General features: G+C 63.4%; 23 protein-coding genes. 13 read left to right on the top strand and 10 right to left on the bottom strand.

The window, feature by feature from the left end:
• Window positions 1-39: 39 nt before the first annotated feature.
• From WBN73_RS15215 to WBN73_RS15195, 5 genes are all read right to left on the bottom strand, one after another.
• Complete coding sequence (locus WBN73_RS15215; RefSeq protein WP_017197107.1) at window positions 40-318, bottom strand: HPr family phosphocarrier protein; 279 nt, start codon at window positions 316-318, stop codon at window positions 40-42.
• 100 nt (window positions 319-418) lie between these two features.
• Window positions 419-2428: a PTS fructose transporter subunit IIABC gene (locus tag WBN73_RS15210; protein ID WP_280626052.1), complete on the bottom strand. Its 2010-nt coding sequence runs from the start codon at window positions 2426-2428 to the stop codon at window positions 419-421.
• Window positions 2425-3417 (bottom strand): 1-phosphofructokinase family hexose kinase, encoded by a 993-nt coding sequence (locus tag WBN73_RS15205; RefSeq protein ID WP_337340729.1) that lies wholly within the window; start codon window positions 3415-3417, stop codon window positions 2425-2427. Before WBN73_RS15205 ends, WBN73_RS15210 begins: the two co-directional genes overlap by 4 nt.
• Window positions 3414-4205 carry a DeoR/GlpR family DNA-binding transcription regulator gene (locus tag WBN73_RS15200; protein WP_280626056.1) on the bottom strand — a complete coding sequence of 264 codons (792 nt, stop codon included), beginning with the start codon at window positions 4203-4205 and terminating at the stop codon, window positions 3414-3416. Before WBN73_RS15200 ends, WBN73_RS15205 begins: the two co-directional genes overlap by 4 nt.
• A gap of 723 nt (window positions 4206-4928) precedes the next feature.
• Window positions 4929-5360, bottom strand: a complete 432-nt coding sequence (locus tag WBN73_RS15195) for a hypothetical protein (protein ID WP_337340730.1) — start codon at window positions 5358-5360, stop codon at window positions 4929-4931.
• Between the two features lie 175 nt (window positions 5361-5535).
• On the opposite strand from WBN73_RS15195, the gene WBN73_RS15190 reads away from it, so the two are divergent.
• The 3 genes from WBN73_RS15190 to WBN73_RS15180 all read left to right on the top strand — a co-directional run bounded on the left by WBN73_RS15190 (window position 5536) and on the right by WBN73_RS15180 (window position 8196).
• Complete coding sequence (locus WBN73_RS15190) at window positions 5536-6309, top strand: GAF and ANTAR domain-containing protein (RefSeq protein WP_207595924.1); 774 nt, start codon at window positions 5536-5538, stop codon at window positions 6307-6309.
• 215 nt (window positions 6310-6524) lie between these two features.
• Window positions 6525-6980 carry a hypothetical protein gene (locus WBN73_RS15185; protein WP_207595925.1) on the top strand — a complete coding sequence of 152 codons (456 nt, stop codon included), beginning with the start codon at window positions 6525-6527 and terminating at the stop codon, window positions 6978-6980.
• A 37-nt stretch (window positions 6981-7017) separates the two neighbouring features.
• Window positions 7018-8196, top strand: a complete 1179-nt coding sequence (locus WBN73_RS15180; protein WP_337340731.1) for a glutamate--cysteine ligase 2 — start codon at window positions 7018-7020, stop codon at window positions 8194-8196.
• 86 nt (window positions 8197-8282) lie between these two features.
• Here the strand turns inward: WBN73_RS15180 and WBN73_RS15175 are convergent, their stop codons facing one another.
• Entirely contained in the window at window positions 8283-8684 is a 402-nt protein-coding gene (locus WBN73_RS15175; protein ID WP_207595927.1) for a VOC family protein, read from the bottom strand.
• A 10-nt stretch (window positions 8685-8694) separates the two neighbouring features.
• Window positions 8695-9162 carry a helix-turn-helix transcriptional regulator gene (locus WBN73_RS15170; RefSeq protein WP_337340732.1) on the bottom strand — a complete coding sequence of 156 codons (468 nt, stop codon included), beginning with the start codon at window positions 9160-9162 and terminating at the stop codon, window positions 8695-8697.
• A gap of 26 nt (window positions 9163-9188) precedes the next feature.
• On the opposite strand from WBN73_RS15170, the gene WBN73_RS15165 reads away from it, so the two are divergent.
• The 4 genes from WBN73_RS15165 (at window position 9189) to WBN73_RS15150 (ending at window position 13542) form a co-directional block, all read left to right on the top strand.
• Window positions 9189-9806: an alpha/beta hydrolase gene (locus WBN73_RS15165; protein ID WP_207597425.1), complete on the top strand. Its 618-nt coding sequence runs from the start codon at window positions 9189-9191 to the stop codon at window positions 9804-9806.
• Window positions 9807-9996: 190 nt separating this feature from the next.
• Window positions 9997-10344, top strand: coding sequence for a hypothetical protein (locus tag WBN73_RS15160; RefSeq protein WP_337340733.1), 348 nt, complete (start codon window positions 9997-9999; stop codon window positions 10342-10344).
• Between the two features lie 87 nt (window positions 10345-10431).
• On the top strand, window positions 10432-11157 hold the full coding sequence (locus WBN73_RS15155; protein WP_207595930.1) for an HAD family hydrolase: 726 nt from the start codon (window positions 10432-10434) through the stop codon (window positions 11155-11157).
• Window positions 11158-11187: 30 nt separating this feature from the next.
• The gene (locus WBN73_RS15150; RefSeq protein ID WP_337340734.1) at window positions 11188-13542 is read left to right on the top strand and encodes a glycoside hydrolase family 65 protein; all 2355 of its coding nucleotides are present in this window, start codon (window positions 11188-11190) and stop codon (window positions 13540-13542) included.
• Between the two features lie 34 nt (window positions 13543-13576).
• Here the strand turns inward: WBN73_RS15150 and WBN73_RS15145 are convergent, their stop codons facing one another.
• Window positions 13577-15160 (bottom strand): PucR family transcriptional regulator, encoded by a 1584-nt coding sequence (locus WBN73_RS15145; RefSeq protein WP_337340735.1) that lies wholly within the window; start codon window positions 15158-15160, stop codon window positions 13577-13579.
• Window positions 15161-15354: 194 nt separating this feature from the next.
• Here WBN73_RS15145 and WBN73_RS15140 point away from each other — a divergent pair, with 194 nt between their 5' ends.
• The 6 genes from WBN73_RS15140 (at window position 15355) to WBN73_RS15115 (ending at window position 20706) form a co-directional block, all read left to right on the top strand.
• On the top strand, window positions 15355-16656 hold the full coding sequence (locus WBN73_RS15140) for an alpha-hydroxy acid oxidase (protein ID WP_337340736.1): 1302 nt from the start codon (window positions 15355-15357) through the stop codon (window positions 16654-16656).
• The gene (locus WBN73_RS15135; protein WP_207595936.1) at window positions 16656-17597 is read left to right on the top strand and encodes an ABC transporter substrate-binding protein; all 942 of its coding nucleotides are present in this window, start codon (window positions 16656-16658) and stop codon (window positions 17595-17597) included. The genes WBN73_RS15140 and WBN73_RS15135 overlap by 1 nt, the downstream gene beginning before the upstream one ends.
• A gap of 27 nt (window positions 17598-17624) precedes the next feature.
• Window positions 17625-18548, top strand: a complete 924-nt coding sequence (locus tag WBN73_RS15130) for an amino acid ABC transporter permease (protein WP_242703485.1) — start codon at window positions 17625-17627, stop codon at window positions 18546-18548.
• Window positions 18548-19312 carry an amino acid ABC transporter ATP-binding protein gene (locus WBN73_RS15125; protein ID WP_280626083.1) on the top strand — a complete coding sequence of 255 codons (765 nt, stop codon included), beginning with the start codon at window positions 18548-18550 and terminating at the stop codon, window positions 19310-19312. Before WBN73_RS15130 ends, WBN73_RS15125 begins: the two co-directional genes overlap by 1 nt.
• A gap of 40 nt (window positions 19313-19352) precedes the next feature.
• Complete coding sequence (locus tag WBN73_RS15120) at window positions 19353-19733, top strand: RidA family protein (RefSeq protein ID WP_337340737.1); 381 nt, start codon at window positions 19353-19355, stop codon at window positions 19731-19733.
• 163 nt (window positions 19734-19896) lie between these two features.
• Window positions 19897-20706, top strand: a complete 810-nt coding sequence (locus WBN73_RS15115) for an RNA polymerase sigma factor (protein ID WP_337340738.1) — start codon at window positions 19897-19899, stop codon at window positions 20704-20706.
• Here the strand turns inward: WBN73_RS15115 and WBN73_RS15110 are convergent.
• Complete coding sequence (locus WBN73_RS15110) at window positions 20677-21084, bottom strand: hypothetical protein (RefSeq protein ID WP_242703486.1); 408 nt, start codon at window positions 21082-21084, stop codon at window positions 20677-20679. The genes WBN73_RS15115 and WBN73_RS15110 overlap by 30 nt on opposite strands.
• Before the next feature lie 150 nt (window positions 21085-21234).
• The gene (locus tag WBN73_RS15105) at window positions 21235-21564 is read right to left on the bottom strand and encodes a hypothetical protein (RefSeq protein WP_207595940.1); all 330 of its coding nucleotides are present in this window, start codon (window positions 21562-21564) and stop codon (window positions 21235-21237) included.
• Between the last annotated feature and the right edge of the window lie 37 nt (window positions 21565-21601).

The following is a 21601-nucleotide window of genomic DNA, read 5'->3' as shown; positions in this document are numbered from 1 at the left end:
TCGCCAGGCTCTTTGCGCAGCGCTGAGGGTTGCGTGTCCCTACTCGGCGTCGTGGTCCGTTTCCAGGATCTTCACCAGGCTGTCTAGTGCGGCGTCCGCACCTTCACCTTCGGCGCGCAGCACCACCACGTCACCGTGGGAGGCGCCCAGGCTCATCAGGGACAGGATGCTGGCCGCGTCCATGGCGTCATCTGCGGGTTCACCCTGGCGGGCGATGGTGACATCGAGGTCCAGGTCCCCTGCTGCCTCGGCAAAGATGGCTGCAGGGCGGGCGTGGAGGCCGACGCGGCTTGCGATGGTGGCTGTACGTTCTGGCATTGGTGCTCCTTTTGTGAAGGCTGGCGGTTGTGGGAGGTGGCGTTGTGGGAAGTCTAGACCGCTGATGGGTTGAGACGCTTGGGTTTTGGACGCCGGAGTTTTAGACGCTGGCGGTTGCCGGGGTGGCTTCCACTTCCACCGGCTTTTTGACGGCAAAGCGCTTGAGGGCGATGACGGCCAACGCGCTGACCACCATTCCAGCCACGATGGCGATGATGAACATCGGCAGGTTGCCAATGGCGAAGAAGACGAAGAAACCGCCGTGGGGAGCCTGGGAAGTTACTCCCGTGGCCATGCAGAGTGCACCGGTCAGGGCGCCGCCCACCATGCTGGCGGGAATGACCCGCAGGGGGTCTGCTGCAGCGAAGGGAATGGCACCTTCGGAGATGAAGGATGCGCCCAGCAGCCAGGCCGCCTTGCCGTTTTCACGCTCGTTGAGGGTGAAGAGCTTCTTGTTCAGGACCGTGGCAAGGGCCATGGCCAGCGGCGGAACCATGCCGGCCGCCATCACTGTGCCCATGATCAGCCACGGAGCCTGGTTGTCTGCGCTGCCCGCGCTCAGGCCGGCAACTGCGAAGGCGTAGGCAACCTTGTTGACCGGACCGCCGAGGTCGAAGCACATCATGAGTCCAAGGATGATGCCGAGAACTACAGCGGAGGCGCCACTCATGCCGGTGAGCCAGTTGTTGAGAGCCACCGTAAGGCCGGCAATGGGACCACCGAGGACCAGGAACATCAATCCGGACGCGACGATGGAAGCAAGCAGCGGGATGATGACGACGGGCATGAGGCCACGGAGCCAGCGGGGTACCTGCCAGGTTCCGATCAGATGCGCGACGTAGCCGGCCAGGAGGCCGCCGACGATGCCGCCGAGGAACCCTGCGCCCATGAAGCCTGATACAGCACCGGCGACGAAGCCGGGTGCAATACCGGGCCGGTCGGCGATGGCGTAGGCGATGTATCCAGCCAATGCCGGGACCAGGAAGCCCATGGACAGGGCGCCGATCTTGAACAGGACCGCACCAAGGTAGATGGCGAGTCCGCCTTCCGGCAGATTGCCGAAGTTGTTCTCCAGCACCACCTTGTCCGCTACCTCAGTGATGTCGTAGCCGCCCAGCAGGAAGCCGAGGGCAATCAGCAAACCACCGCCGGCCACGAACGGAATCATGTAGCTGACGCCGGTGAGAAGTGCTCGCTTCAGCTTCTGGCCAATGTGTTCACCCTTCTCCTCCTCGGCACGCTCAGCCTGCTCTTCGGCCCCGGCATGGGGAACGCGGCGTGCGCGGGGGTCCTCGGCAGCTGCAAGTGCTTCCTGGACCATCTTGGTGGGTTCGTCGATGCCACGTTTGACGGGAGCGTTGATGACCGGCTTGCCAGCGAAGCGCTCCTTGCCGCGAACATCAACGTCGACGGCGAAGATCACCGCGTCGGCTGCTGCAATCACGGCCGGGTCCAGCGGCTTGGCGCCTGAGGAACCCTGGGTCTCCACCTGCAGGTCCACGCCCATTTCCTTGGCCGCGGCAACCAGCGAGTCAGCAGCCATGTACGTGTGTGCAATACCCGTGGGGCAAGCGGTCACCGCCACAATGCGCTTGGGTGCGGCAGTCGTCGTCGAGCTTTCTGTGGGAGCAGCGGCAGCGGCTGGTGCAGCAGCCGGCTTGTCTGCCAAGGCGCCATCAACCAGTTCAACGATCTCTTCAGGGGAAGACGCCGCACGCAGTGCTGCCGTGAAGTCTTTTTTGATGAGGGACCGGGCCAGCTTGGACAGCAGCTTCAAGTGTTCCTGGTCTGCGCCGTCCGGGGCTGCGATGAAGAAGATCAGGTCTGCCGGGCCGTCCTTGGCGCCGAAGTCCACCTTGTGGGACAGCCGGGCCATGGCCAAAGCAGGTTCCTGGACCGCAGCAGAGCGGCAGTGCGGGATGGCGATGCCGCCGGGGACGCCGGTTGCGGTCTTCTGCTCGCGGGCGAAGGCGTCGGCAAAGAGCCCTTCAACCTCGGAAGCACGGCCGGTGGCGGCAACTTTGCCGGCCAGGACGCGGATGACGTCGGCAGGGGAGTCGCCCAGGTTTTGGTCGAGGGTGACCAATTGGGTTGTGATCAGCTGGGTCACTGTGAGTCCTTCTGGAGGGCCGTGATGGTTACGGCATTGGGGGTTGTCTGGTGGACTGCCGGGACAGTGGAGCCCGGCAGGGAGGCAGCAGCGGCACCATGTGCCACGGCTTGACGAAGGCAGTCCTGCGCGGAGCCGCCTTGGGTTGCAGCCAGCAAGTAGCCGGCCAGTGCAGAGTCCCCGGCGCCTACCGTGCTGACGGCTTTAATGGGCGGATGCGTGGCCAACCACGCTCCGTCCGCCGTCACCAGGATTGCTCCTTTGGACCCGAGTGTTGCGAGAACGGCGGCTACACCGCTGGCGACGACGGCGGCTGCAGCTTCAGCGGCTTTGGCCGGATCCGCTTCCAGTTCGTCAGCAGTGGAGACGCTGGTGAAACCGGCGGCGGCGGCAAGCTCTGCGAGCTCTTCCGCGTTCGGCTTCAGGAGGTCCGGCTTCCCGGAGGCATCGCCCACCAAAGCCGCCGCAAGCGGCGCCCCGGAGGAGTCAATGGCGATGCTTGGGGAGGCCGTTCCATCCGGGATCGACCGGAGCCGACGGGCGATGGTGGCGTAAAAATCCGCGGGAACTCCTGGTGGGAGCGAACCTGCGAGTACCACCCAGCTGGCGCCGCGGGAGCGTTCCAGCAGCAGCCCGATCAGGGCTTCCTGCTGTTCCTCGCTCAGCTCCGGGCCGGGTTCGTTGATCTTGGTGGTGACGCCGTCCGGTTCGGTGAGGGTGACGTTGCTGCGCAGCGCCTGGCCGATGGGCAGCGCCGCGAATGGCACACCGCCGTCGTGCAGTCCGGAAAGGACCGGGTCCGATTCCGCGCCTGGAAGGACTGCCACGGTGTCGAGGCCGGAGGCCACGAGGGCCCGTGAAACGTTGACGCCCTTTCCGCCCGATTCCTGATGGACGGCCACGGCGCGCTGCACCTCGCCGCGGGCCAGGGCGCCGGGGAGTTCCACCGTGCGGTCCAGGCTGGGGTTGGCGGTCAAGGTGACGATCATGCGATCACCACGTCTACGCCGGCGTCGGCCAAGGCCGCGGCGAGTTCTGCGGATGGTTGGCTGTCTGTAATCAAGGTGTCGACATCCTTCAAGGTGGCGAACTGGACCAGCGTTTCGGAGTCCAGCTTGGAAGAATCGGCCAGGGCCACCACGCGGCGGGCTGAGGTGACGAAGGCGGCTTTTACCGCTGCTTCCTCAGGATCGGGGGTGCTGAGGCCGAAGGTTGCGTGGATGCCGTTGGCGCCCACAAAAGCGATGTCCGGGCGAAGTTTGTACGCGGCTTCCACCGTGGACTGCCCGACGGCGGCTTGCGTCAACCCGCGGACCCGGCCGCCAAGGATCTGCAGTGCTATACCCGGGGTGGAGGAGAGTTTTCCTGCGATCGGAATGGCGTGGGTAATCACCACGAGTTCATCGTTTCCGTTGGCCGCGGGTGTCCGCTGCGCCAGCAGATCTGCAAGGGTTTCCGTGGTGGAACCTGCGTCCAGCAGGATGCTGCCTGTTGTGAGTTCCGGGATCAGAGCGAGGGCGGCGTTTGCGATGCGGAGTTTTTCCACCTGCCGCTGTACCGCCCGTTCAAGGATGCTTTCCTCGCGGGTGCTCAGGCGGTCGGAAGGTACCGCGCCACCATGGACGCGGCGCAGGTTCCCGGAGACTTCGAGGGCCGCGAGGTCGCGGCGGATTGTCTCAGTGGTGATGCTGAAACGGTCGGCAAGGTCTGTGACGCTCACCCGTCCGCGCTCTGCGACGAGTGCGGAGATCAGTTGCTGGCGTTCTTCGGCGAACACTTACCCTCCATTGCGGTCAAGCCAGGTCTTCAGGACGGCCACTTCAGTGACTGCTGTCACAACGATGTGGAATTGCTTGACTCTATCTTTGTTTATGTTGGTTAGTCAAGAGAAATCAACATAAACAAAGATGGCTGGAGGTATCCGTTTCGTCCCCGGGCACGGCAAAGGGCATGCCGTGCTCCCTGTAGCGCGGCATGCCCTCGTGCGGATACTGACTGGGGGATTTTGCCAGGATCCGGTCTGTGGACGTGACCGGTTGTTGCCTGCGCGTGAGGAGGTGTGTCCAGCTCCCCTTACGTCAGGGGAGCGGGCGGTTCCCCGTGCCCGGGCGGGGATGGCACCGCGGGTCCCGGTGTGGGGTCAGGAACCGGCGGTGGTCCAGGCTCCGGCAAGGGAACAGGCTCGGGTGTAGGTCCGGGTTCGCGGGTGGGGTCCGGGTGCGAAGGGTCCGGTGGGAATTCGCTCATGGTCAGGAGCTCCTTTGACGCGACGAGCGATGCGGTCTGCGGCTTTCCGGGACGGACGAGGGGTACCAGGTGGTGTCCCATCCGGAATTCCGGTAGTCGATGGGCAAATTATCTGGATCCGGCGGGTCGGGAAGCTTCCGCCTGCTGGCCGGCCTGAGCTGCGAGCCGGTTGTCGAAGTGTCTTTCCTCTGTGGTTCTGTGTGCATGCTGTCCCTCCCGGTAGCTCCAGAACTGGTGTTGCGGCCGCGGATCCTCATTCCGGGATCTCCATGCGGAAGCCGCAGTGGCATCCGAGGATGCGGGTGTTGATCAGGATCTCGTACATCCTCAACTGGCCGCCGGGCCTCAGGACCAAGGGGGCTTGGATCCGGCGAAGCTCGCAGCTCTTGGTCTTCATGGGCTCGCCGCAATGCAGATACTGGCCGCCGAACTGCAGCACACCTTGGGAGACGCCTGGACGGTTCAGTACCAGCGCAACCCTTTGGACAGACGCAACCTGTTGATAGGCGTACCTGCAGGCGTGGCACTCGTAGGCGACATCAACCATGTTGGGCGCGGGTGGATAGTGCGACTGGATGGAGTTCACCAGAAGGTGCTTGTCTGTATTGCAGCGCTTGCACCAAAGGGGCTCGTCAGGCGGTTGATGGGCTTCGTCAGGGATTCTGGACGCTGGCTGGGCCGGCATGGTCTGCACCTCTGCATGGAAAAATGCGGGACGCCCGTCTGCATGAGCTGGGAAAGCCTGGTCCTCGTGGGGACTGTAGCTAGATTGTGCACATAGCTGCACCGTAGATGCAAGGATTCTGCCACCATTCCTGACGGGGGTGACAAGCCCGGCCCGGACGATCGTAAACTAAGGCATGAGCGAAATGAACGTTGACTTGGTGCTGCCTGATGCCGCCTCAGCGTCTGACGACGATTCGGTACCTGACCGTCTCCAGGACCTTGTCATCGACAGCGAGGACGTGGGCGGATTCCTGGAAGAACTAGCGGTCTTTTCGGCAGCGGCTGTGTCCCAGGCCGTTGGCATGCCTGTGCACTGCGGCATCACCCTTAGCCGGCGACGCCGTACGGCAACGGTGGCCGGGAGTACCCCCGAAGCCAGGTTGATCGACGAAATTCAGCAGGCGTACGGCGATGGGCCGTGTCTGGAGGCGATGCGAAGCCGTACCACCGTGCACGTTCCGGACACTTCCACCGAAGTGCGGTGGTCGGAATACTGTGCTGTCATCGCCGCGCGAGGCCATCTTTCAGCCCTCTGCGTCCCTCTGGAGCTGGACGAAGGAGCCACTGCTGCACTGAACTTCTTCGCTCCCCATGCCGGAGTCTACGACGAAGCCACCATCCGAAACTGTGAGCTGTACGCAAGCCAGGCCGAACGCTCGCTGCGGTTGGCCGTGCGCATAGGAGTAAAGCAGCAGCACGCTGACGATCTCCAGGATGCCATGCAATCCCGGACCGTCATTGACCTCGCCAGCGGGATCATCATGGGGCAGAACCGCTGCACCCAGGAAGAGGCATTCCAGATTCTGAAGAAGGCCTCCAGCACCCGGAACCAGAAGCTGCGGGAGGTCGCAGAGTCACTGGTCCAGAGTGTGTCCAAGCAGGCTCCCGTGGCCCATTTCGAGCCCTGAGCCAGGCAGGCGGACTCCCGGCCGCAAGGCCGTGACTTGTGACGCGCACCACTGGTGAACTACATTTTAGGTGGGTTAAGCAGATAGCCCTTGGAACCTCATGTCACCTGGTGCCATCACGGATGGTCCAAGAACTGCACTCTTAGCCGTGGCCGCTTTCGGCCGGCTCTCCGTGCATGCATGCGGCTCCTTGGAGAAGTAAAAGGAGAATGGCAATGACGCTTGGATCCCTGCCCGTCCCGAAGCCTGCCAGAGGGACGGATCCCGCAACCGGTGAGACCGGAGCGCGGCCCTGGTGCACAGTATGCGGCACTGATTCGTACATTTTTGTTGAAACCGTGGTTGAAGCCCAGCCGAATCAGTCCGAGGTAGTAGAAGTCAGCTACACCTGCAGTGAGTGCGATACGTTCTACGCCCACGCTGTCCGGCTGGAGGCCTTGGTGCCTGAGATCCAACGGGAATTCCTCTCCACTTCCGCAGCGGGACTCTGGTTCAGTTGCACCCATTGCGGCGATCCCATGACCTTGGGACGTCCCACCGAGCGGGTGATTGAGGCGCCCCGGACCACGGATGATCCGGAAAGCCCCAGCCTCCTGGAGGTGTACTTGCAGACGCAGGTGCTGCATTGCCGTTGCGGTTTCCAAATGGAGGTTCCACGCCACGTTGGGTGACCGCCGTCTCTGAACAACCAACAGCGGGAGGGTGGCTATGCGCACGTTTGGTGTTGAAGAGGAACTGTTGATCGCGGATCCCGCGGACGGCACGCCATTGGCGTTGGCCGCAGACATCCTGGACGTTGCGGCTCCCCTCTACGGAGGAAGAACCGTAGAAACAACCGGCGGGAAGGCCGGCGCCGAGGAAGCCGGTGCCGGGAGCGCGACGTTGAAGTCCGAGTTCAAGCAGGAGCAGGTGGAGGTCAACTCGCGTCCTTGCCGGACTGCGGCCGAACTCAGGGCCGAGATCCGTGCCGGTCGGGCGTTGTCTGACAAAGCCGCACGAGCCGTGGGTGCGCGCGTCGCGGCGTTGGCAACCCCGCCGGTCTTCCACGCCACACCAACTCTGGGCAACCAGCGGTACGCGGCGATGGGGACGGAGTTCGGCTTGATTTCCCGTGAGCAGCTCACCTGCGGTTTCCATGTCCACGTGTCCATCGAATCACCGGAAGAAGGGGTCGCAGTCCTTGACCGGATGCGGCACTGGCTGCCGGTCCTGCTGGCCTTGAGCGCCAATTCTCCTTTCTGGATGGGAGCCGACACAGGCTTTGCCAGCTACCGCACGCAGATCTGGAACAGGTGGCCCACGGCCGGCCCCATGGACGTTTTCGGTTCAACGGAGGGCTACCAGGCGATGCTCTCCGAGCTGTTGGGGACGGGCGTTCCGTTGGATGAGGGAATGATCTACTTCGATGCCCGCCTCTCCAGGGGGCACCCCACCGTTGAACTGCGGATCGCCGACGTTTGCCTGTACGCCGAAGACGCCCTCACCATTGCCGTCATTGCCCGTGCCCTGGTGGAGACATCTGCGGCTGGGTGGCGGCAGGGTAAGCCGGCGTCAAGCACGTTGACGCCGGTCATCCGCATGGCGAACTGGAAGGCCAGCCGCTTTGGCATCAACCAGCAGTTGTTGCACCCGCTGGAGCAGCGGCCCTACCCCGCCGCGGACGTTGTGGGCGCCCTGCTCCGGCACGTTCGAGTGGCTTTAACAAGGGCCGGCGATCTCGCGCTCGCACGGGCAGGTGTGGCCAACATCCTCCGCCGGGGCACCGGCGAACGGCTGCAACGCCAGGCGTACAGCCAGCGGCGCCGGTTGTCCGACGTCGTGTCCGCCGCCATCGCGTCGACCCATCAGGATGACGAAAGGTCCGACGCCGGACTGCTGAGTCTGTGACAACCGGCCCGCTGGGCCTGTGACAACCGGCCCGCTGGGCCTGTGGCAACCGAGCTGGACAGCAGCGGCCTGCCGGTGGGCCGCCGTCAGCCCTGATTGATGCGAATCATGTTGCCGGAGGGATCGCGGAAGGCGCAGTCGCGCGGACCCCATGGTTGGTCGATCGGTTCCTGGAGTACCTCGGCTCCGGACGCGCGGAGTTTCTCGAACGTGCCGTCCAGATCATCTGTGGTGAATACCAGCATGGGCATGACGCCCTTGGTCAGCAGTTCCTGGATGGCGTCGCCGTCGGCCTGGGAGCGGCCGGCGTGCGGCGGGGAAAGGACCAATTCAAGATCCGGCTGGGCATCGCTGCCGATGGTGACCCAACGCTGGCCGTCCGAGCCGACGTCGTTCCGGACGTCGAAACCCAGGGCGTCGCGGTAGAAGGCGAGCGACTCATCCACGTCGTTGACAGTGACATGTGCGTACTTCAATGAAATGTTCATGAACCACACGCTATTGCAGCTGTGACGTGGGCGCTTCTTCAATCCTGCTCAGTGTTTCAGGAGCGGGAGTCCTGCCTTTGCTGGTTCTTTCAGGGCGGGTGTGTTGTTTCGCGATGCAGTTGGGCATGGCCTTGACGGCGTGGTGTTCGCGGGAGCGGTATTCGCTGGGGTTGATACCTACGATTTCCGTGAAACGCGTGCTGAAGGATCCCAGCGACGTACAGCCCACTTCCATGCAGGCGTCCGTGACGCTGGTCCCCGCCCGGAGCAGGGCCATGGCCCGCTCGATCCGCCGGGTCATGAGGTAGTTGTAGGGCGATTCCCCGTAAGCGGCCTTGAACTGGCGGGAGAAATGCGCGGGGGACATGAGGGCGCCGGCGGCCATGGTGGGCACGTCCAATGGACGCGCATACTCGCGGTCAATGAAGTCGCGGGCGCGCCGCAGATGGGCCAGATTGGCCAGTTCCTGCGGAGTCATGGCGCCAGTCTACTAGGCTCATGCCCATGGAATCAGTGGTGTGGTCAAAGCCCGAAAACCAGCGCGAGGGCACTCCGCTGCTGGTGATGATGCACGGGTATGGAACCAGCGAACAGCGCATGGTGGACCTCTTCCCGCATCTGCCCGGCGAGTTCACGTGCGCTGCGCTTCGCGGTCCCAAAGTGATCGGCGACCATTACGGTTGGTTCCTGCTGGACTACTTCCTGACCAACGACTTTGCTGATGTCATCGCGTCCACCAACTCGGTGTTCAACTGGATCAACTCCGTCAAGGACAACCACAGCAGCGTCAGCTTGCTGGGGTATTCGCAGGGCATGGCCATGGCCAGCACGCTCCTGCGCTTGCGGCCCCACGCCTTCAAGGCCACGGTGGGCCTGTCCGGTTTTGTGCTGGACAACGACCTCCTTGCCCTGAGCGAGTCCTTCGACACCCCGCCACCGTTCTTCTGGGGCCGGGACAAGGCCGATCCCGTGATCAATGAGGACGCGATTGCCCACACTGCCGAGTGGCTGGAAGCCAACGTGGCCCTGACCGCACGGACCTATCCGGGCATGGGCCACAGGATCGAGCCGCCCGAGCTGGTGGATGTCAGCGCCTTCTTGAAGTTCTACGTGCTGGGGTAAAGCTCTGGGTGGGAGCCCGGATTAGAAGGCATCCGGGCTCCGGAATCAACCTCGTGGTGCGATTCTCGTCACAATTTCGCATTCGACTGCACCCTATTGAATGACAAAATTGTAAGCGCTTACACTTTTGGCTGGTGATCCGGTTCGGGTCTCGTGAAGGTGCCAGGCGAACAGGGAAAGGGTTGAGGCTGTGGTGCATTGCAGGGCCTCGACCGCCTCAGCCTGGTTCTTCGCCCTGGAGGCATCCGGGCTGGCTACAGGCAGCGTGGGCATGGTAAATGTTCCGTGGGACAATGAAGGTATCGATGACGAACACGCAGCCCGGCAGGCACCCCAACACCTGCTGGGGCTGGGCCATGGGGCCTTGGCCGTTCTCTCAAGCTATCAACACCCCGTTGTGACTGAGCGGGCACTGCCGGAACCCATTGCCCGTGGCGCGAGGCCCACGGCGGCTTTATCCCATGGCGATGAATCCGCGTTCGGTGCGTTGACGGCGTTTCCGGAAACGCGGTTTATCTGCCCGGGAACGTGCCAGTGAATACTGAAACCCCGCCCACCACCTGCTCGATACCAAGCTCATCGAACGCAAAACCACGCGCCGCAAGCGCTGAACGGAATACTGCACATGACTGATCTTCGTAATGCCTGGACGGGTGCTTCGGCCCTGTTGTTCGACCTCGACGGCGTGCTGACGCCTACTGCCGTGGTGCACGAGCAGGCGTGGCAGGAGCTGTTCGACGGTTACCTGGCCGAAACGGGACACCCGCAGGGGTATCAGGAGAGCGACTACTTCGACCACATTGACGGTAAGCCGCGCTTCGACGGTGTCCGGGATTTCCTGGCATCCCGCGGCATCACTTTGCCCGAAGGCCCGGTCCACGACCACCCGGACAACGTCACGGTGCAGGGCCTGGGCAACCGCAAGAATGCCATCTTCAACGAGATCGTGAACTCCCGCGGCGTGGAGCCGTTTGAAGGCTCGGTCAAGTTCATCAATGCCGCGGTGGAACTGGGTCTCAAGGTAGCTGTCGTGTCCTCCTCACGCAACGCCCCTGCCGTCCTGAAGGCCGCCGGCCTGGACCACCACTTCGAGGTGGTGGTGGACGGCCAGGTGGCTGCCGGCGTCGGGCTTCCCGGCAAGCCTGACCCGGCCACCTATGTCTATGGAGCAGGCCTGCTGGGCGTCCCCGTGGAGGAATGCATCGTGGTGGAGGATGCGGTGTCCGGGGTGCAGGCCGGCGCAGGCGCCAACTTTTACGCCGTGATCGGCGTGGACCGCGGGGCGGGCCGCCAAACCCTGCTCGACGCCGGTGCCACGTTGGTGGTAGACGACCTCAACGATCTTCTCTGACCCTACTTTTTCGAAGGATTTCAACCGCCCATGGCACTCATCAGCTCCGATCGGCTGCGCTTCCCCTGTGAGCCCTGGAAGCTCGTGGAGAATATCCACGTCCCTGGTGACGAGGGAACGCTGGAAACGCTGTTCGCACTTGGCAACGGCCACCTTGGTATCCGCGGCTCGCACTCAACAGCGGGCGACGGCGAACTGCCCGGCACGTTCATCAATGGCTTCCACGAGATCTGGGACATCAAGCACGCCGAGAATGCTTATGGTTTCGCCAGAACCGGCCAACGGATTGTGTACGTTCCGGATGCCAACAACTTCACCGTGTCCATCGATGGCGAGGCCCTGAGCCTGGCTGAGTCCACGGTGACTGACTACAGCCGCAGCGTGGACTTTTCCACCGGCGTCTACGAAGAGAGCATCACGTGGGCCTGCCGTTCGGGTGCGACCGTCACCACGGTGGAGCGCCGGGCGGTGGGGTTCGATTCCCGCGGATGTCTTGGCCTGGAGCTGTCCCTGACTGCTGACCGGGACGTGTCCGCGGACATCACTTCCGGCGTCGTGAACCGTCAGGACCAGCCTGTGGAGGACCAGTCGGCCCACGACCCCCGCCGTTCGGGCCGGCATGCCGGCCGGGTCCTGCTGCCGTTGCATTTGCAGGGTGCTGACGGCTCCCTGCGCCTCGCATGGGAAACCGCCGAATCACGCCAGCGCGTGGCCATGGCCGTGGATCACTGGATCTCCGCGGAAGGCCAGCCATTCGAGACGTTGGTGGGCGAGGACGACTCATCCGTCCGCTACGTTCTGGCAATCCACCACGGCGACACATTCCGTTTGGAGAAAACGGTCAGTTACCTGGTGGCAGGTTCCACGGACGCCGAAGACCGCGGAGAAAGCCTGGCGGCGGAAGCCGAAGCGAAGCTGGTACCGTTCGCCGACATCCTGGCCCAGAGCAAAGCGCACTACGACGAATACTGGACCACGGCCGACATCCTGATCGGTGGCCAGCCGGAGATGCAGCAGGCGGTCCGGTGGGGACTGTTCCAGCTGGCGCAGGCAACCGCGCGTGCCGGTGTTGCCGGAATCCCCGCCAAGGGTGTGAGCGGTTCCGGCTACGAGGGCCACTACTTCTGGGACCAGGAAATCTACCTCCTGCCGTACCTGACGTACACCAATCCTTGCGGAGCCCGGAAGGTCCTGGAATCGCGGCACGCCATGCTGCCCGACGCGCGGGTGCGGGCCAAGGAGCTCAGCGTGGACGGAGCGCTGTTCCCATGGCGGACCATCAACGGGCTTGAAGCCAGCGCCTACTATGCCGCCGGTACGGCCCAGTTCCACATCGCCGCGGCCATTGCATTCGCCGCCAACCGCTATGAATGGGCCAGTGCAGATCCCACCTTCCGCGCGGAATTGGGTGCCGACCTGCTGATCGAGACAGCACGCATGTGGGCTTCGCTGGGCTTCTTCGGCAAGGACGGAATGTTCCACATCCACGGTGTCACCGGCCCGGATGAGTACACTGCCGTGGTTAATGACAACCTGTACACCAACGTCATGGCGCGCTTTAACCTCCGTGCCGCCGCGGCGTTGGAGCACGAGGGCATCGCCGGCACCGAGCGTTTGGTGTGGCGTCAGGCAGCCGAGCGGATGTTCCTTCCGTACGATCCACACCTCCAGCTCCACAGCCAGGACAACGACTTCATGACACTTGAGCCGTGGGACTGGAACACACCCAAGTCCAAGTACCCGCTGCTGCTGAACTTCCACCCGTTGGTGATCTACCGGCACCAAGTCCTCAAACAGGCCGATACCGTGCTGGCAATGTTCCTTCAATGGCAGGACTTCTCGGCCGAGGAGAAGCAGCGCGCTTTCGACTTCTACGATCCCATCACCACAGGTGATTCCACCTTGTCCGCCTGCGTGCAGGGCATCATGGCCGCCGAGGTGGGGTACGGCGACGTCGCGCTCCAGCACTTCACCGAGGCGCTGTTCATCGACCTCGACAACTCGCATGGCAACACGATCGACGGGGTCCACATCGCCTCCACCGGTGGGATCTGGAGCTCCTTGGTCTGTGGTTTCGCCGGCATGCGGGACCAGGGTGAGGTGCTGCGCTTCGATCCACGCCTCCCCTTGGAATGGGAAGGCCTGTCCTTCCGCCTCAAGGTCCAGGGACGCCTGCTTGCAGTGGACCTGGCGCAGGGTTCCATCGAGCTCACACTCATCCCCGGGCCGGACTACAGCGTCGAACCGTTGCACGTGAACGTGCGGGAGCAGGTGGTCACTGTCGGTGCGGATACCGTCTTGGTTCCGCTGGAAACGGTGCCGGTGCCACCGCCGTCGATCTTCCCCAGCGTCTTCCCGACGGCGGGACTTCCGGTCATCCGGTAGCCTTCAGGCTTCGCGGGGTCAAAATCGGCGGGAGTTACGTGGAGGCAAGGTCCATGGTGGTCAGGCGCAGCCACAACCACAACCGTTTCTGCGGATCCGCCAGGTCAAGGTTGAAGTCCTCGGCCAGGCGGGTCACGCGGTAGCGGACTGTGTTGTTGTGGACATGGAGTTGGGCGGCCATGGCCGAGATATTACCGTTGCTCGCAAGGTAGGCGCGGAGGGTGTCCAAGTAGTCCGTTTGCTGCTCGGCGTCCCGGGCCTGGATCCTGGCGATTTCGTCTGTTCCGCCCAGTCCGTTCTCCTCAATGAATGCCCCGATCTTCAGCAGGTTCAACGGGATCTGGAAGTCCTCATAGAGGGCTACTCCCGGTGCCTTCCCGGCGCCGGCCGTCTTTCCGCCGCGCGCCTGCAGGTTCATCAGATGGTTCAAGGTCTGGATGGCCTCGGACCGGGACCGGGGAAGGTCCTCGATTCCTTGGGCTATGCCCCCTACGGTAGCGATGACCGGGAACGGGCTGATGGTGTGTGAGTACGCCTCAATTTCCTGGATGATCCGCCCATGCACGGCCCGGGGCGGGTTCCCCTTGCAGGGCAGGAGCGCGTAGACCACCGAGCCGAGCAGAGCGCTGTGCCCGGTGCCGAACTGCACGTTGCAGACCGTGGTCACCAGGTGCAGCAGCCGATGGATGTCGCGCACCGATTCCAGGCTTCCGGTCTCCGGGCGGACGATCGAGAAGGCGGCCACGGCCAAGCCGTTGGCGGCGTCCAAGCCCAGTTGGGCGGCGGCAAACGAGGCATGCGGAGCGTCGTCCATGACCGTACGGATGAGGTCCGCATTGCGGCGCTCCCCGAAGTCCGAGGCGGAGCGGGCATGCAGCATGTGCAAACCGGCCAACGGCGCCATTCGGTCCAGTGCATTCAGGGCCGCAGCCCGGTTTTCCTCGCCGGGATCGATGATCCAGATGGAACCGAGCAGCTCGCCCCCGGCCCGGACGGCCAGCGCAAGGCGGGCCATGCCGTCGTCGGGCGCTGGCACCAGCACCGCTCCCGGGGCGGCGTAGACAATCTTGAAATCCTGGTCGAAAGCCGGTGGTGTGGTTTCCTCGAGGGTGAGTGTGGTGATGCGCCGGAGCTCATCGATGGGTTGGCCAGGCAAGGTGGAATAGCCGAGGATCCGGCCAAGCGGATCCACGATGCTCGCGGCGCCGTTGGTGATGGAGGCCGCTGCGTTGGCAAAAGCGTAGAGGTCTCCCAGTCGGACCCCGGCCACCGAGTCGGCCGCTGCACCCATGACTGAGGCCCTGGCCAGTGCCACCAGCTTTGTCCAGTCTGCGTCGTCCGGCGCCACCAGCACGGACATGCTGTATCCCACCGCTGCCGATCGCAGCTGCTCCATCTTTGCGCCATGCGCTTTCACGATCACCGCGGCGGCGTTGCTGTTTGCTGCCCTGTGGAGGAGTTGATCGAAATCCGGTGAGCCGTAGGTGCATCCGACGGCCAGAATGATGCGGTCATCCACGCTGGACCAGTGGTCCAGGGGGTCGTACATCAGCACGTCCGAGACAGGGTGCCCCAGGTTCTCGGGCGTGGGGTTGGCATGTACCAGGTCCGCTTGCATCAAGTGGATGCAATCGGACAAACGAACCGCGGATTGCTGGATTCCTGATTGAGGGCCCGTCTCCATATGTGGACGTTATCACAAGGCCAATCGGCATCTTATAGAGGAATTCACATATGGCGCGGGGGAGATCTACGTCACTATTGGGAAAGGAGCTGGGCGGCTAACCCAGCAGGAACGCAGAGGATCAACCCATGAAACTCAAGGACATCAAGGCGCTCGCCTCGGTGCAGGGACCAGCCCGATCCATCGCGGAACGACTGTCCCGGAAGTGCTACAGCGTGGAAGACATGCGCAAGCTGGCTGCCAGGCGCCTGCCCAAGAGCATCTTCGAGTACATCGAAGGTGGAGGCGAGGACGAGGTCTCACTGCGCCGCAACCAGTCCTCGTTCCAAGACTGGTCCTTCCTCCCCAAGTGGGGATCGGTGGAGAACTTCGACCTTAGTTCAACCCTCCTGGGCGGACCGGTTTCCATGCCGGTGACCCTCTCGCCCACAGGCGGTACCCGGCTGTTCCACCCGGAGGGAGAGTCCGCGGTGGCCCGGGCTGCGCTCGCTGAAGGAATTCCCTACGGACTGGCCCACCTCAGCACCACCACCATGGAAGATGTCAGCGCTGCGGCGCCGGGACTCCGCCGGTGGTTCAACCTGGAACCCACCCAGGACAGGGGACTGCTGCAAGCCGTCCTGGACCGCGTGTCCAACGCCGGTTACGAAGCCCTGCTGGTCAACGTTGATTGCCGGGCCATCGGCCACCGCGAGCGCGACTACCGCAACGGGTTCACGGCACCCCCGTCCATCAAGCCGAAGACGGTGGTGGAGGGCATGTTGCACCCCGCCTGGGCCCTGGGATTCCTGGCCAACGACGCCATTGCTTTCCCCAACCTGGATGCCGACGTTCCGGAAGGACCGCTGGCCAGTTCCCCGGACATGTGGCGCACGCTGCTGGCCGGGTCCTATGAGCCCACGGATTGGGACGACATCCAGGATCTGCGGGCCCGCTGGAACGGACCGATCATCCTCAAGGGTGTCGTCAACCCGAACGACGTCGCGCTGGCCGTTGCGCTGGGCATCGACGCCATCCAGGTCAGCAACCATGGCGGACGGCAACTGGATCACATGGCCGCTCCCCTGGATGTCCTTCCGGACATCGTAGAAAGGGCCGCCGGCCAGGTGGAAATCATCGTCGACGGCGGAATCCGCCGCGGTTCCGACGTGGTCAAGGCGCTGGCGCTGGGCGCGGATGCCTGCTCCATTGGACGACCCTACCTTTACGGACTGGCCGCAGCCGGCGAAGCCGGCGTGGCGCACGTCCTGCAAATGTTCCGCTCCGAAATGACCCGCACCATGATGCTCCTCGGAGTGTCAACCATCGAAGAACTGCGGACGGAAGGCCGGGACTTGATCCGGCACCGCAACGAAGCGTTCGCCCGCGCCCAACCCACCCGTATTCACAAGGCCGCCCCCATGGGCCTTGCACAAATGAGGACTCCCTAATGAACAATGTCCCAGCCACCCGGCCAACCAAACGTGGCTTGCCTGCCGTAGTCCTGTCGGCAGCGCTCATGCTGGCGGTAACGGCTTGCAGCCCCACCGGCAACGCCTCGACGTCGGGTCCATCCGGCGGTTCCGCAGCAGGAGGCACGGGCGTGCCTGCGCTGGAAGTCAACCAGGCCGCCGTCGACCTCCTGCCGGAGTCCATCAAGGCGTCCAAGGTGCTGCGCGTGGCCATACCCACCAACGAGCAGCCGACGCAGTTTTACCGTGAAGGCACGCAGGAAATGACCGGAACCAACCCGGACGTGGCCCGTCTCATCGGTGAGGCGCTGGGTGTCAAAGTCGATATCCAGGTGGCCAACTTCGACTCCATCATTCCCGGCCTGGCGGCCAACCGTTACGACATGACCGTGTCCTCCATGACCCCCACGGAGAAGCGCATGGAAGTCCTGGACTTTGTTGACTACATGCAGATTGGCAACGCGATCGCCGTACCCAAGGGCAACCCGGCAGGCATCAAGGATGAAACCGCGCTCTGCGGCAAGAAGGTAGGGCTGCTCACTGGTTCGTACCAGCTGACCGTGAACGTTCCTGACTACGATGCTGCCTGTGCTGCCGCCGGGAAGGACGCAATCCAGAAGAGCGAATTCCAGGACACCCGGCAGGCGATCTCCGCGCTGACCAGCGGACGCCTGGACACGGTGCTGGCCGATTCTCCCATCCTGAACTTCGCTGCCACCCAAAACCCGCAGATCGAGATTGCGCGGACGTACGAGTTCGCTCCTGTAGGGGTGGGCGTGCCCAAGGAGTCCGGCCTGGTGAAATCCGTCTCCGCCGCCCTGGACGCCGTGATCAAGAGTGAGTCCTACATCAAGGTCCTCGGGAAGTACGGGCTGGAGACCAGCGCCATCACCGAAGCCCGCGTCAACTTCGCCCAGTAAGTATTCGCCCAGTCAAAGGTGACAACCATGCAAAAGCAACCCTCAGTTCCTGATACCAAGGAGCCTGTTACAGCGGCTTCGAGTGATTCGATTCCCGTGGTGCCGCTGAAGCATCCGGTCCGTTTGGTCCTGGCAGTGGTCCTCATCCTGGTGGCGCTCAGCGCCGCGTGGGACGTCGCAGTGAACGAACGGTACCGGTGGGACGTGGTGGTGTCCTACCTGTTCGCCCCGCAGATCCTGGCCGGGGCCGGGCTGACCATCCTGCTGACTGTGGTGTCCATGACCGTCGGCATAGCCCTGGGGACGTTGCTTGCCATCATGAGGCTCTCCGACAACCCCATCCTTAGCACCATCAGCCGCGGCTACATCTGGTTCTTCCGGGGCACACCCCTGCTGGTCCAGTTGATCTTTTGGTACAACATAGCGGCCCTCTACCCGGTCATTGCCTTCGGGCTTCCGTTCGGTGGACCGTCCATGGTCCTGGGCTCCGCGAACGTCCTGATTTCCCCGTTGGGGGCAGCCCTGCTGGGGTTGTCCTTGAATGAGGCCGCTTACATGGCGGAGATCATCCGCGGCGGCATCGGTTCCGTGGACAAGGGCCAGTACGACGCCGCCCGCGCTTTGGGGATGAGCGGCGGGAAGCTCATGAACCGGGTGATCCTCCCGCAGGCCATGAGGGTGGTGCTGCCGCCCACCGGCAACCAGGTCATCTCCATGCTGAAGGGCACGTCCCTGGTGAGCGTCCTGGCGATCTCGGACCTGCTCTACTCGGCGCAGATCATCTATGCGAACAACTACCAGACCATTCCGCTGCTGATTGTTGCCAGCGTCTGGTACCTGCTCATGACCACCGTCCTGAGCTTCTTCCAAAACAAACTCGAACGCAGGTACGGCCGCGGTTTCGATTCGGCACCGCGACGGACCCGCAAGCCCAAGACAAGGACAGCATGATGACTACCGCCATGGTGGAAGCCCGGGGAGTCCGGAAGAACTTCGGTGTTATCGAAATCCTGAAAGGGATTGACCTCAGGGTTGAAAAGGGATCCGTGACCTGCCTGATTGGCCCGTCCGGTTCCGGCAAGACCACGTTCCTGCGGTGCATCAACCACCTTGAAAAAGTTGATGCCGGCAGGCTCTACGTCGACGAGCACCTGGTGGGCTACACCGAGCGCAACGGGAAGCTTTACGAGATGAAGGAACGCCAAACCGCCCGCTCACGGCTCAACGCGGGCATGGTGTTCCAGCGGTTCAACCTCTTCCCACATATGACCGTGCTGGAGAACATCATCGAAGCGCCGGTGCACGTTCTGGGGCGGCCCCGCCGTGAGGTGGTGGTGGAAGCGCAGGCCCTGTTGGACCGTGTTGGCCTGGGCAACCGCGGAGACTCCTATCCGCAGGAGCTCTCCGGCGGGCAGCAGCAGCGGATCGCGATTGCCAGGGCGCTGGCCATGAAGCCCAAACTGATGCTCTTCGACGAGCCCACATCCGCTCTTGACCCCGAACTGGTGGGCGAAGTCCTGGACGTCATGAAGTCCCTGGCCGAGGCCGGGATGACCATGGTGGTGGTCACGCACGAGCTTGGGTTCGCCCGACAGGTAGCCGATCAAGTGGTGTTCATGGACGGCGGCGTGGTGGTGGAAAGCGGCCCGCCCGAGCAAGTGTTGGGCAGCCCCCGGCATGAACGGACCAGGGCGTTCCTCTCCAAGGTTTTGTAAGCAGCAGGGTTCCTTCAGCACCACGAAAGGCATCACCATCATGACCCGTCTCCACGTCGCAACAGACCTGGCACCAAGCCCGGCCGGCCCTTACTCCCAGGCAATTGTGGCCAACGGGCTCCTGTACACCGCCGGCCAGACGCCGCATGATCCCATCACGGACGAGCGCGTGGGGATCACCATCGAGGAACAGACCGTTCAAGCCATGGAGAACCTGGGGCACGTCCTGGGTGCGCACGGCCTGGACTTCTCCCACGTGATCAAAGCCACCATCCACCTGCACCACCCGCGTCGCGACTTTGACGGCTTCAATGCCGTCTACGAAAAGTACGTCGTGGCCCCTTACCCGGCGCGGACCACCGTTGGTTCATTCCTGGGTGACTTCCTGGTGGAGATCGACGTCGTGGCCGCCATCCCGTAACAACCGCCCCCGCAGGAACGTCACAAGAACTTTCCCGCGGCCCCGCCCGATGCATGTCAGAGCGCATTGGGCGGGGCCTTCCTTGACTGCGCCCTCAACACGGCCGCATCACGTCAATCCCTGCAGATCCGTCCAGGCGTGTCCATCTCTTGAAAGGCCCGTTATGTCAGTCCAAACAATGCCATGCCCAAACCGCGGTGACCCCGCTGCCACAGAACCACTGAGCGACCAACAACTGCTGGCGATGGTGCGGGGAGGTGATGTTGCCGCCTTTGGCGAGCTGTTCATTCGGTACCGGCGGGTGGGAGGTTTCGTGGCCCGCGCGGAATCAGACAACCCAAGTGACGCCGCAGACATAGTGGGTGAAGCGTTTGCCGCCGTCTTCCAAGCGATCATCGAGGGCAGGGGTCCCGTGGAGTCGTTCCGGCCCTATCTCCTGACCACCATACGCAGGATGGCCCACCGAAAGAACCAGTTGTCCGCCCGGTTGGTCCTCGCTGACTCCAGCACGGTGGCCGCCCGGGCCTTTGCCGGTGACGATCACGTGCTGGGGACCCACGAGAGCATCATTTTGGTGCGGGCCTTCCGTGAACTTCCCCGGCGCTGGCAGGATGTGCTCTGGTATGTGGACGTTGAGGGCCTCAAGCCGGCACAAGCCGGCCCGTTGCTGGGGCTGACCCCGAACGCCCTGTCCGCCTTGGCCATGCGTGCACGCGAGGGGCTCCGGCAGATGTACCTGCAGAAGCATGTGGGCGAGCCCACCATTCGGTCCTGCGCACCTTATCTGAGGCATTTCGGCAGGTACGTCCGCAACGGGTTGAGCGGAAATGCGCAGGCCAAGATAAGGCGGCACACGGATCAATGCACCCACTGTTCAGATGTCCTGGCGGAACTCCGGGATCTTCAGGCTCCCATGGGCGCCAACGCCATGGGCCAGCCGGCGTTAGGCGACGTCCTTGTCCGGGGCGACTGATGTCTGGCCTGCCACCACTGCGTCGCCTGCCGGCGGCTTTCCCGTTGCTTGTTTCGCCAGCAGACGTCGACGCTCCAGCTCGCAGTTGATCAAATCCAGCAGGGCCTGCGCTGGTTCGGATAAGTGATGAGTGTCGGGTGATCCGAGTTGGTCGCAATGGACCAGTACGTGGCGGATGCGTTCCAGCTCCCGCGACGGCACCAACGGCCAGCGGTGAAACAACTGCCGAACGGCTATTGCTCCGAGGAGGGCGTCGGGTTTGTTGGCCACGCCATGGTTGCCGTGTTGAGCGGCTGCCCGTCGCCTGGCGATGGTGGCCGCCGAGAGCGCGACGCCATGGGCCATGAGATTCTCGGCCTTGAGTGAATTCGGGGCCATGGGGGACCTCCCCGGGTAGGGCGAAGGAAGCCGTATGCCTGACTTTGAAATTAGCTTACAGAATGTGACTTATGTCATGTCAATAATGACGCGGGATATCCGCCGTCGTGATCTGAAATTCCGTTCTGCGGCTGCGGCCGGCGGACCTCGTCACGGGATGCGCCGGACCGCCATTTTGTTTTGATCGAAGTGATGGCGCGCCCGGCGGAGAAAGCTGCCGAGCGCCTCTGTTTCCGACTCGGTGCGAAGTATTGAGAAGTCCATGATCCCAGCGCGCTCGTCAGTGTCCCACACGCGCCAGCCCGTGCCGTCACGGTCGATCCAAGCCGAAAGTTCGGCGCGGCCGGTCCGACCGAACCAGTTTGCGGTTGCCACGCGAACTGTGGCGAGATATTCCGCTACCCTCGCCATGGTCAGGGATTCGGGGTCCGCCAGCAACTCGTCCAAGCCGTGCAGATAGTGCAGCTCTTGATTGTGCATGGTCCCAGTATCTATCGGAACTGTCCTGGAGACGGCG

Origin of the sequence: Paenarthrobacter sp. CCNWLY172, from assembly GCF_037402035.1 — a bacterium.
Lineage (GTDB): Bacteria > Actinomycetota > Actinomycetes > Actinomycetales > Micrococcaceae > Arthrobacter.
Note: the sequence above shows the minus strand (reverse complement) of the source record. Positions and strands in the feature narration are given on the sequence as shown.

Bases quoted from the DNA above. Each gene is read 5' to 3' on its own strand.
- WBN73_RS15215 (WP_017197107.1), bottom strand. From the start codon at position 318: ATGCCAGAACGTACAGCCACCATCGCAAGCCGCGTCGGCCTCCACGCC.
- WBN73_RS15205 (WP_337340729.1), bottom strand. From the start codon at position 3,417: ATGATCGTCACCTTGACCGCCAACCCCAGCCTGGACCGCACGGTGGAA.
- WBN73_RS15195 (WP_337340730.1), bottom strand. From the start codon at position 5,360: ATGCCGGCCCAGCCAGCGTCCAGAATCCCTGACGAAGCCCATCAACCG.
- WBN73_RS15190 (WP_207595924.1), top strand. From the start codon at position 5,536: ATGAGCGAAATGAACGTTGACTTGGTGCTGCCTGATGCCGCCTCAGCG.
- WBN73_RS15185 (WP_207595925.1), top strand. From the start codon at position 6,525: ATGACGCTTGGATCCCTGCCCGTCCCGAAGCCTGCCAGAGGGACGGAT.
- WBN73_RS15180 (WP_337340731.1), top strand. From the start codon at position 7,018: ATGCGCACGTTTGGTGTTGAAGAGGAACTGTTGATCGCGGATCCCGCG.
- WBN73_RS15175 (WP_207595927.1), bottom strand. From the start codon at position 8,684: ATGAACATTTCATTGAAGTACGCACATGTCACTGTCAACGACGTGGAT.
- WBN73_RS15170 (WP_337340732.1), bottom strand. From the start codon at position 9,162: ATGACTCCGCAGGAACTGGCCAATCTGGCCCATCTGCGGCGCGCCCGC.
- WBN73_RS15165 (WP_207597425.1), top strand. From the start codon at position 9,189: ATGGAATCAGTGGTGTGGTCAAAGCCCGAAAACCAGCGCGAGGGCACT.
- WBN73_RS15155 (WP_207595930.1), top strand. From the start codon at position 10,432: ATGACTGATCTTCGTAATGCCTGGACGGGTGCTTCGGCCCTGTTGTTC.
- WBN73_RS15150 (WP_337340734.1), top strand. From the start codon at position 11,188: ATGGCACTCATCAGCTCCGATCGGCTGCGCTTCCCCTGTGAGCCCTGG.
- WBN73_RS15145 (WP_337340735.1), bottom strand. From the start codon at position 15,160: ATGCAAGCGGACCTGGTACATGCCAACCCCACGCCCGAGAACCTGGGG.
- WBN73_RS15140 (WP_337340736.1), top strand. From the start codon at position 15,355: ATGAAACTCAAGGACATCAAGGCGCTCGCCTCGGTGCAGGGACCAGCC.
- WBN73_RS15135 (WP_207595936.1), top strand. From the start codon at position 16,656: ATGAACAATGTCCCAGCCACCCGGCCAACCAAACGTGGCTTGCCTGCC.
- WBN73_RS15130 (WP_242703485.1), top strand. From the start codon at position 17,625: ATGCAAAAGCAACCCTCAGTTCCTGATACCAAGGAGCCTGTTACAGCG.
- WBN73_RS15125 (WP_280626083.1), top strand. From the start codon at position 18,548: ATGACTACCGCCATGGTGGAAGCCCGGGGAGTCCGGAAGAACTTCGGT.
- WBN73_RS15120 (WP_337340737.1), top strand. From the start codon at position 19,353: ATGACCCGTCTCCACGTCGCAACAGACCTGGCACCAAGCCCGGCCGGC.
- WBN73_RS15115 (WP_337340738.1), top strand. From the start codon at position 19,897: ATGTCAGTCCAAACAATGCCATGCCCAAACCGCGGTGACCCCGCTGCC.
- WBN73_RS15110 (WP_242703486.1), bottom strand. From the start codon at position 21,084: ATGGCCCCGAATTCACTCAAGGCCGAGAATCTCATGGCCCATGGCGTC.
- WBN73_RS15105 (WP_207595940.1), bottom strand. From the start codon at position 21,564: ATGCACAATCAAGAGCTGCACTATCTGCACGGCTTGGACGAGTTGCTG.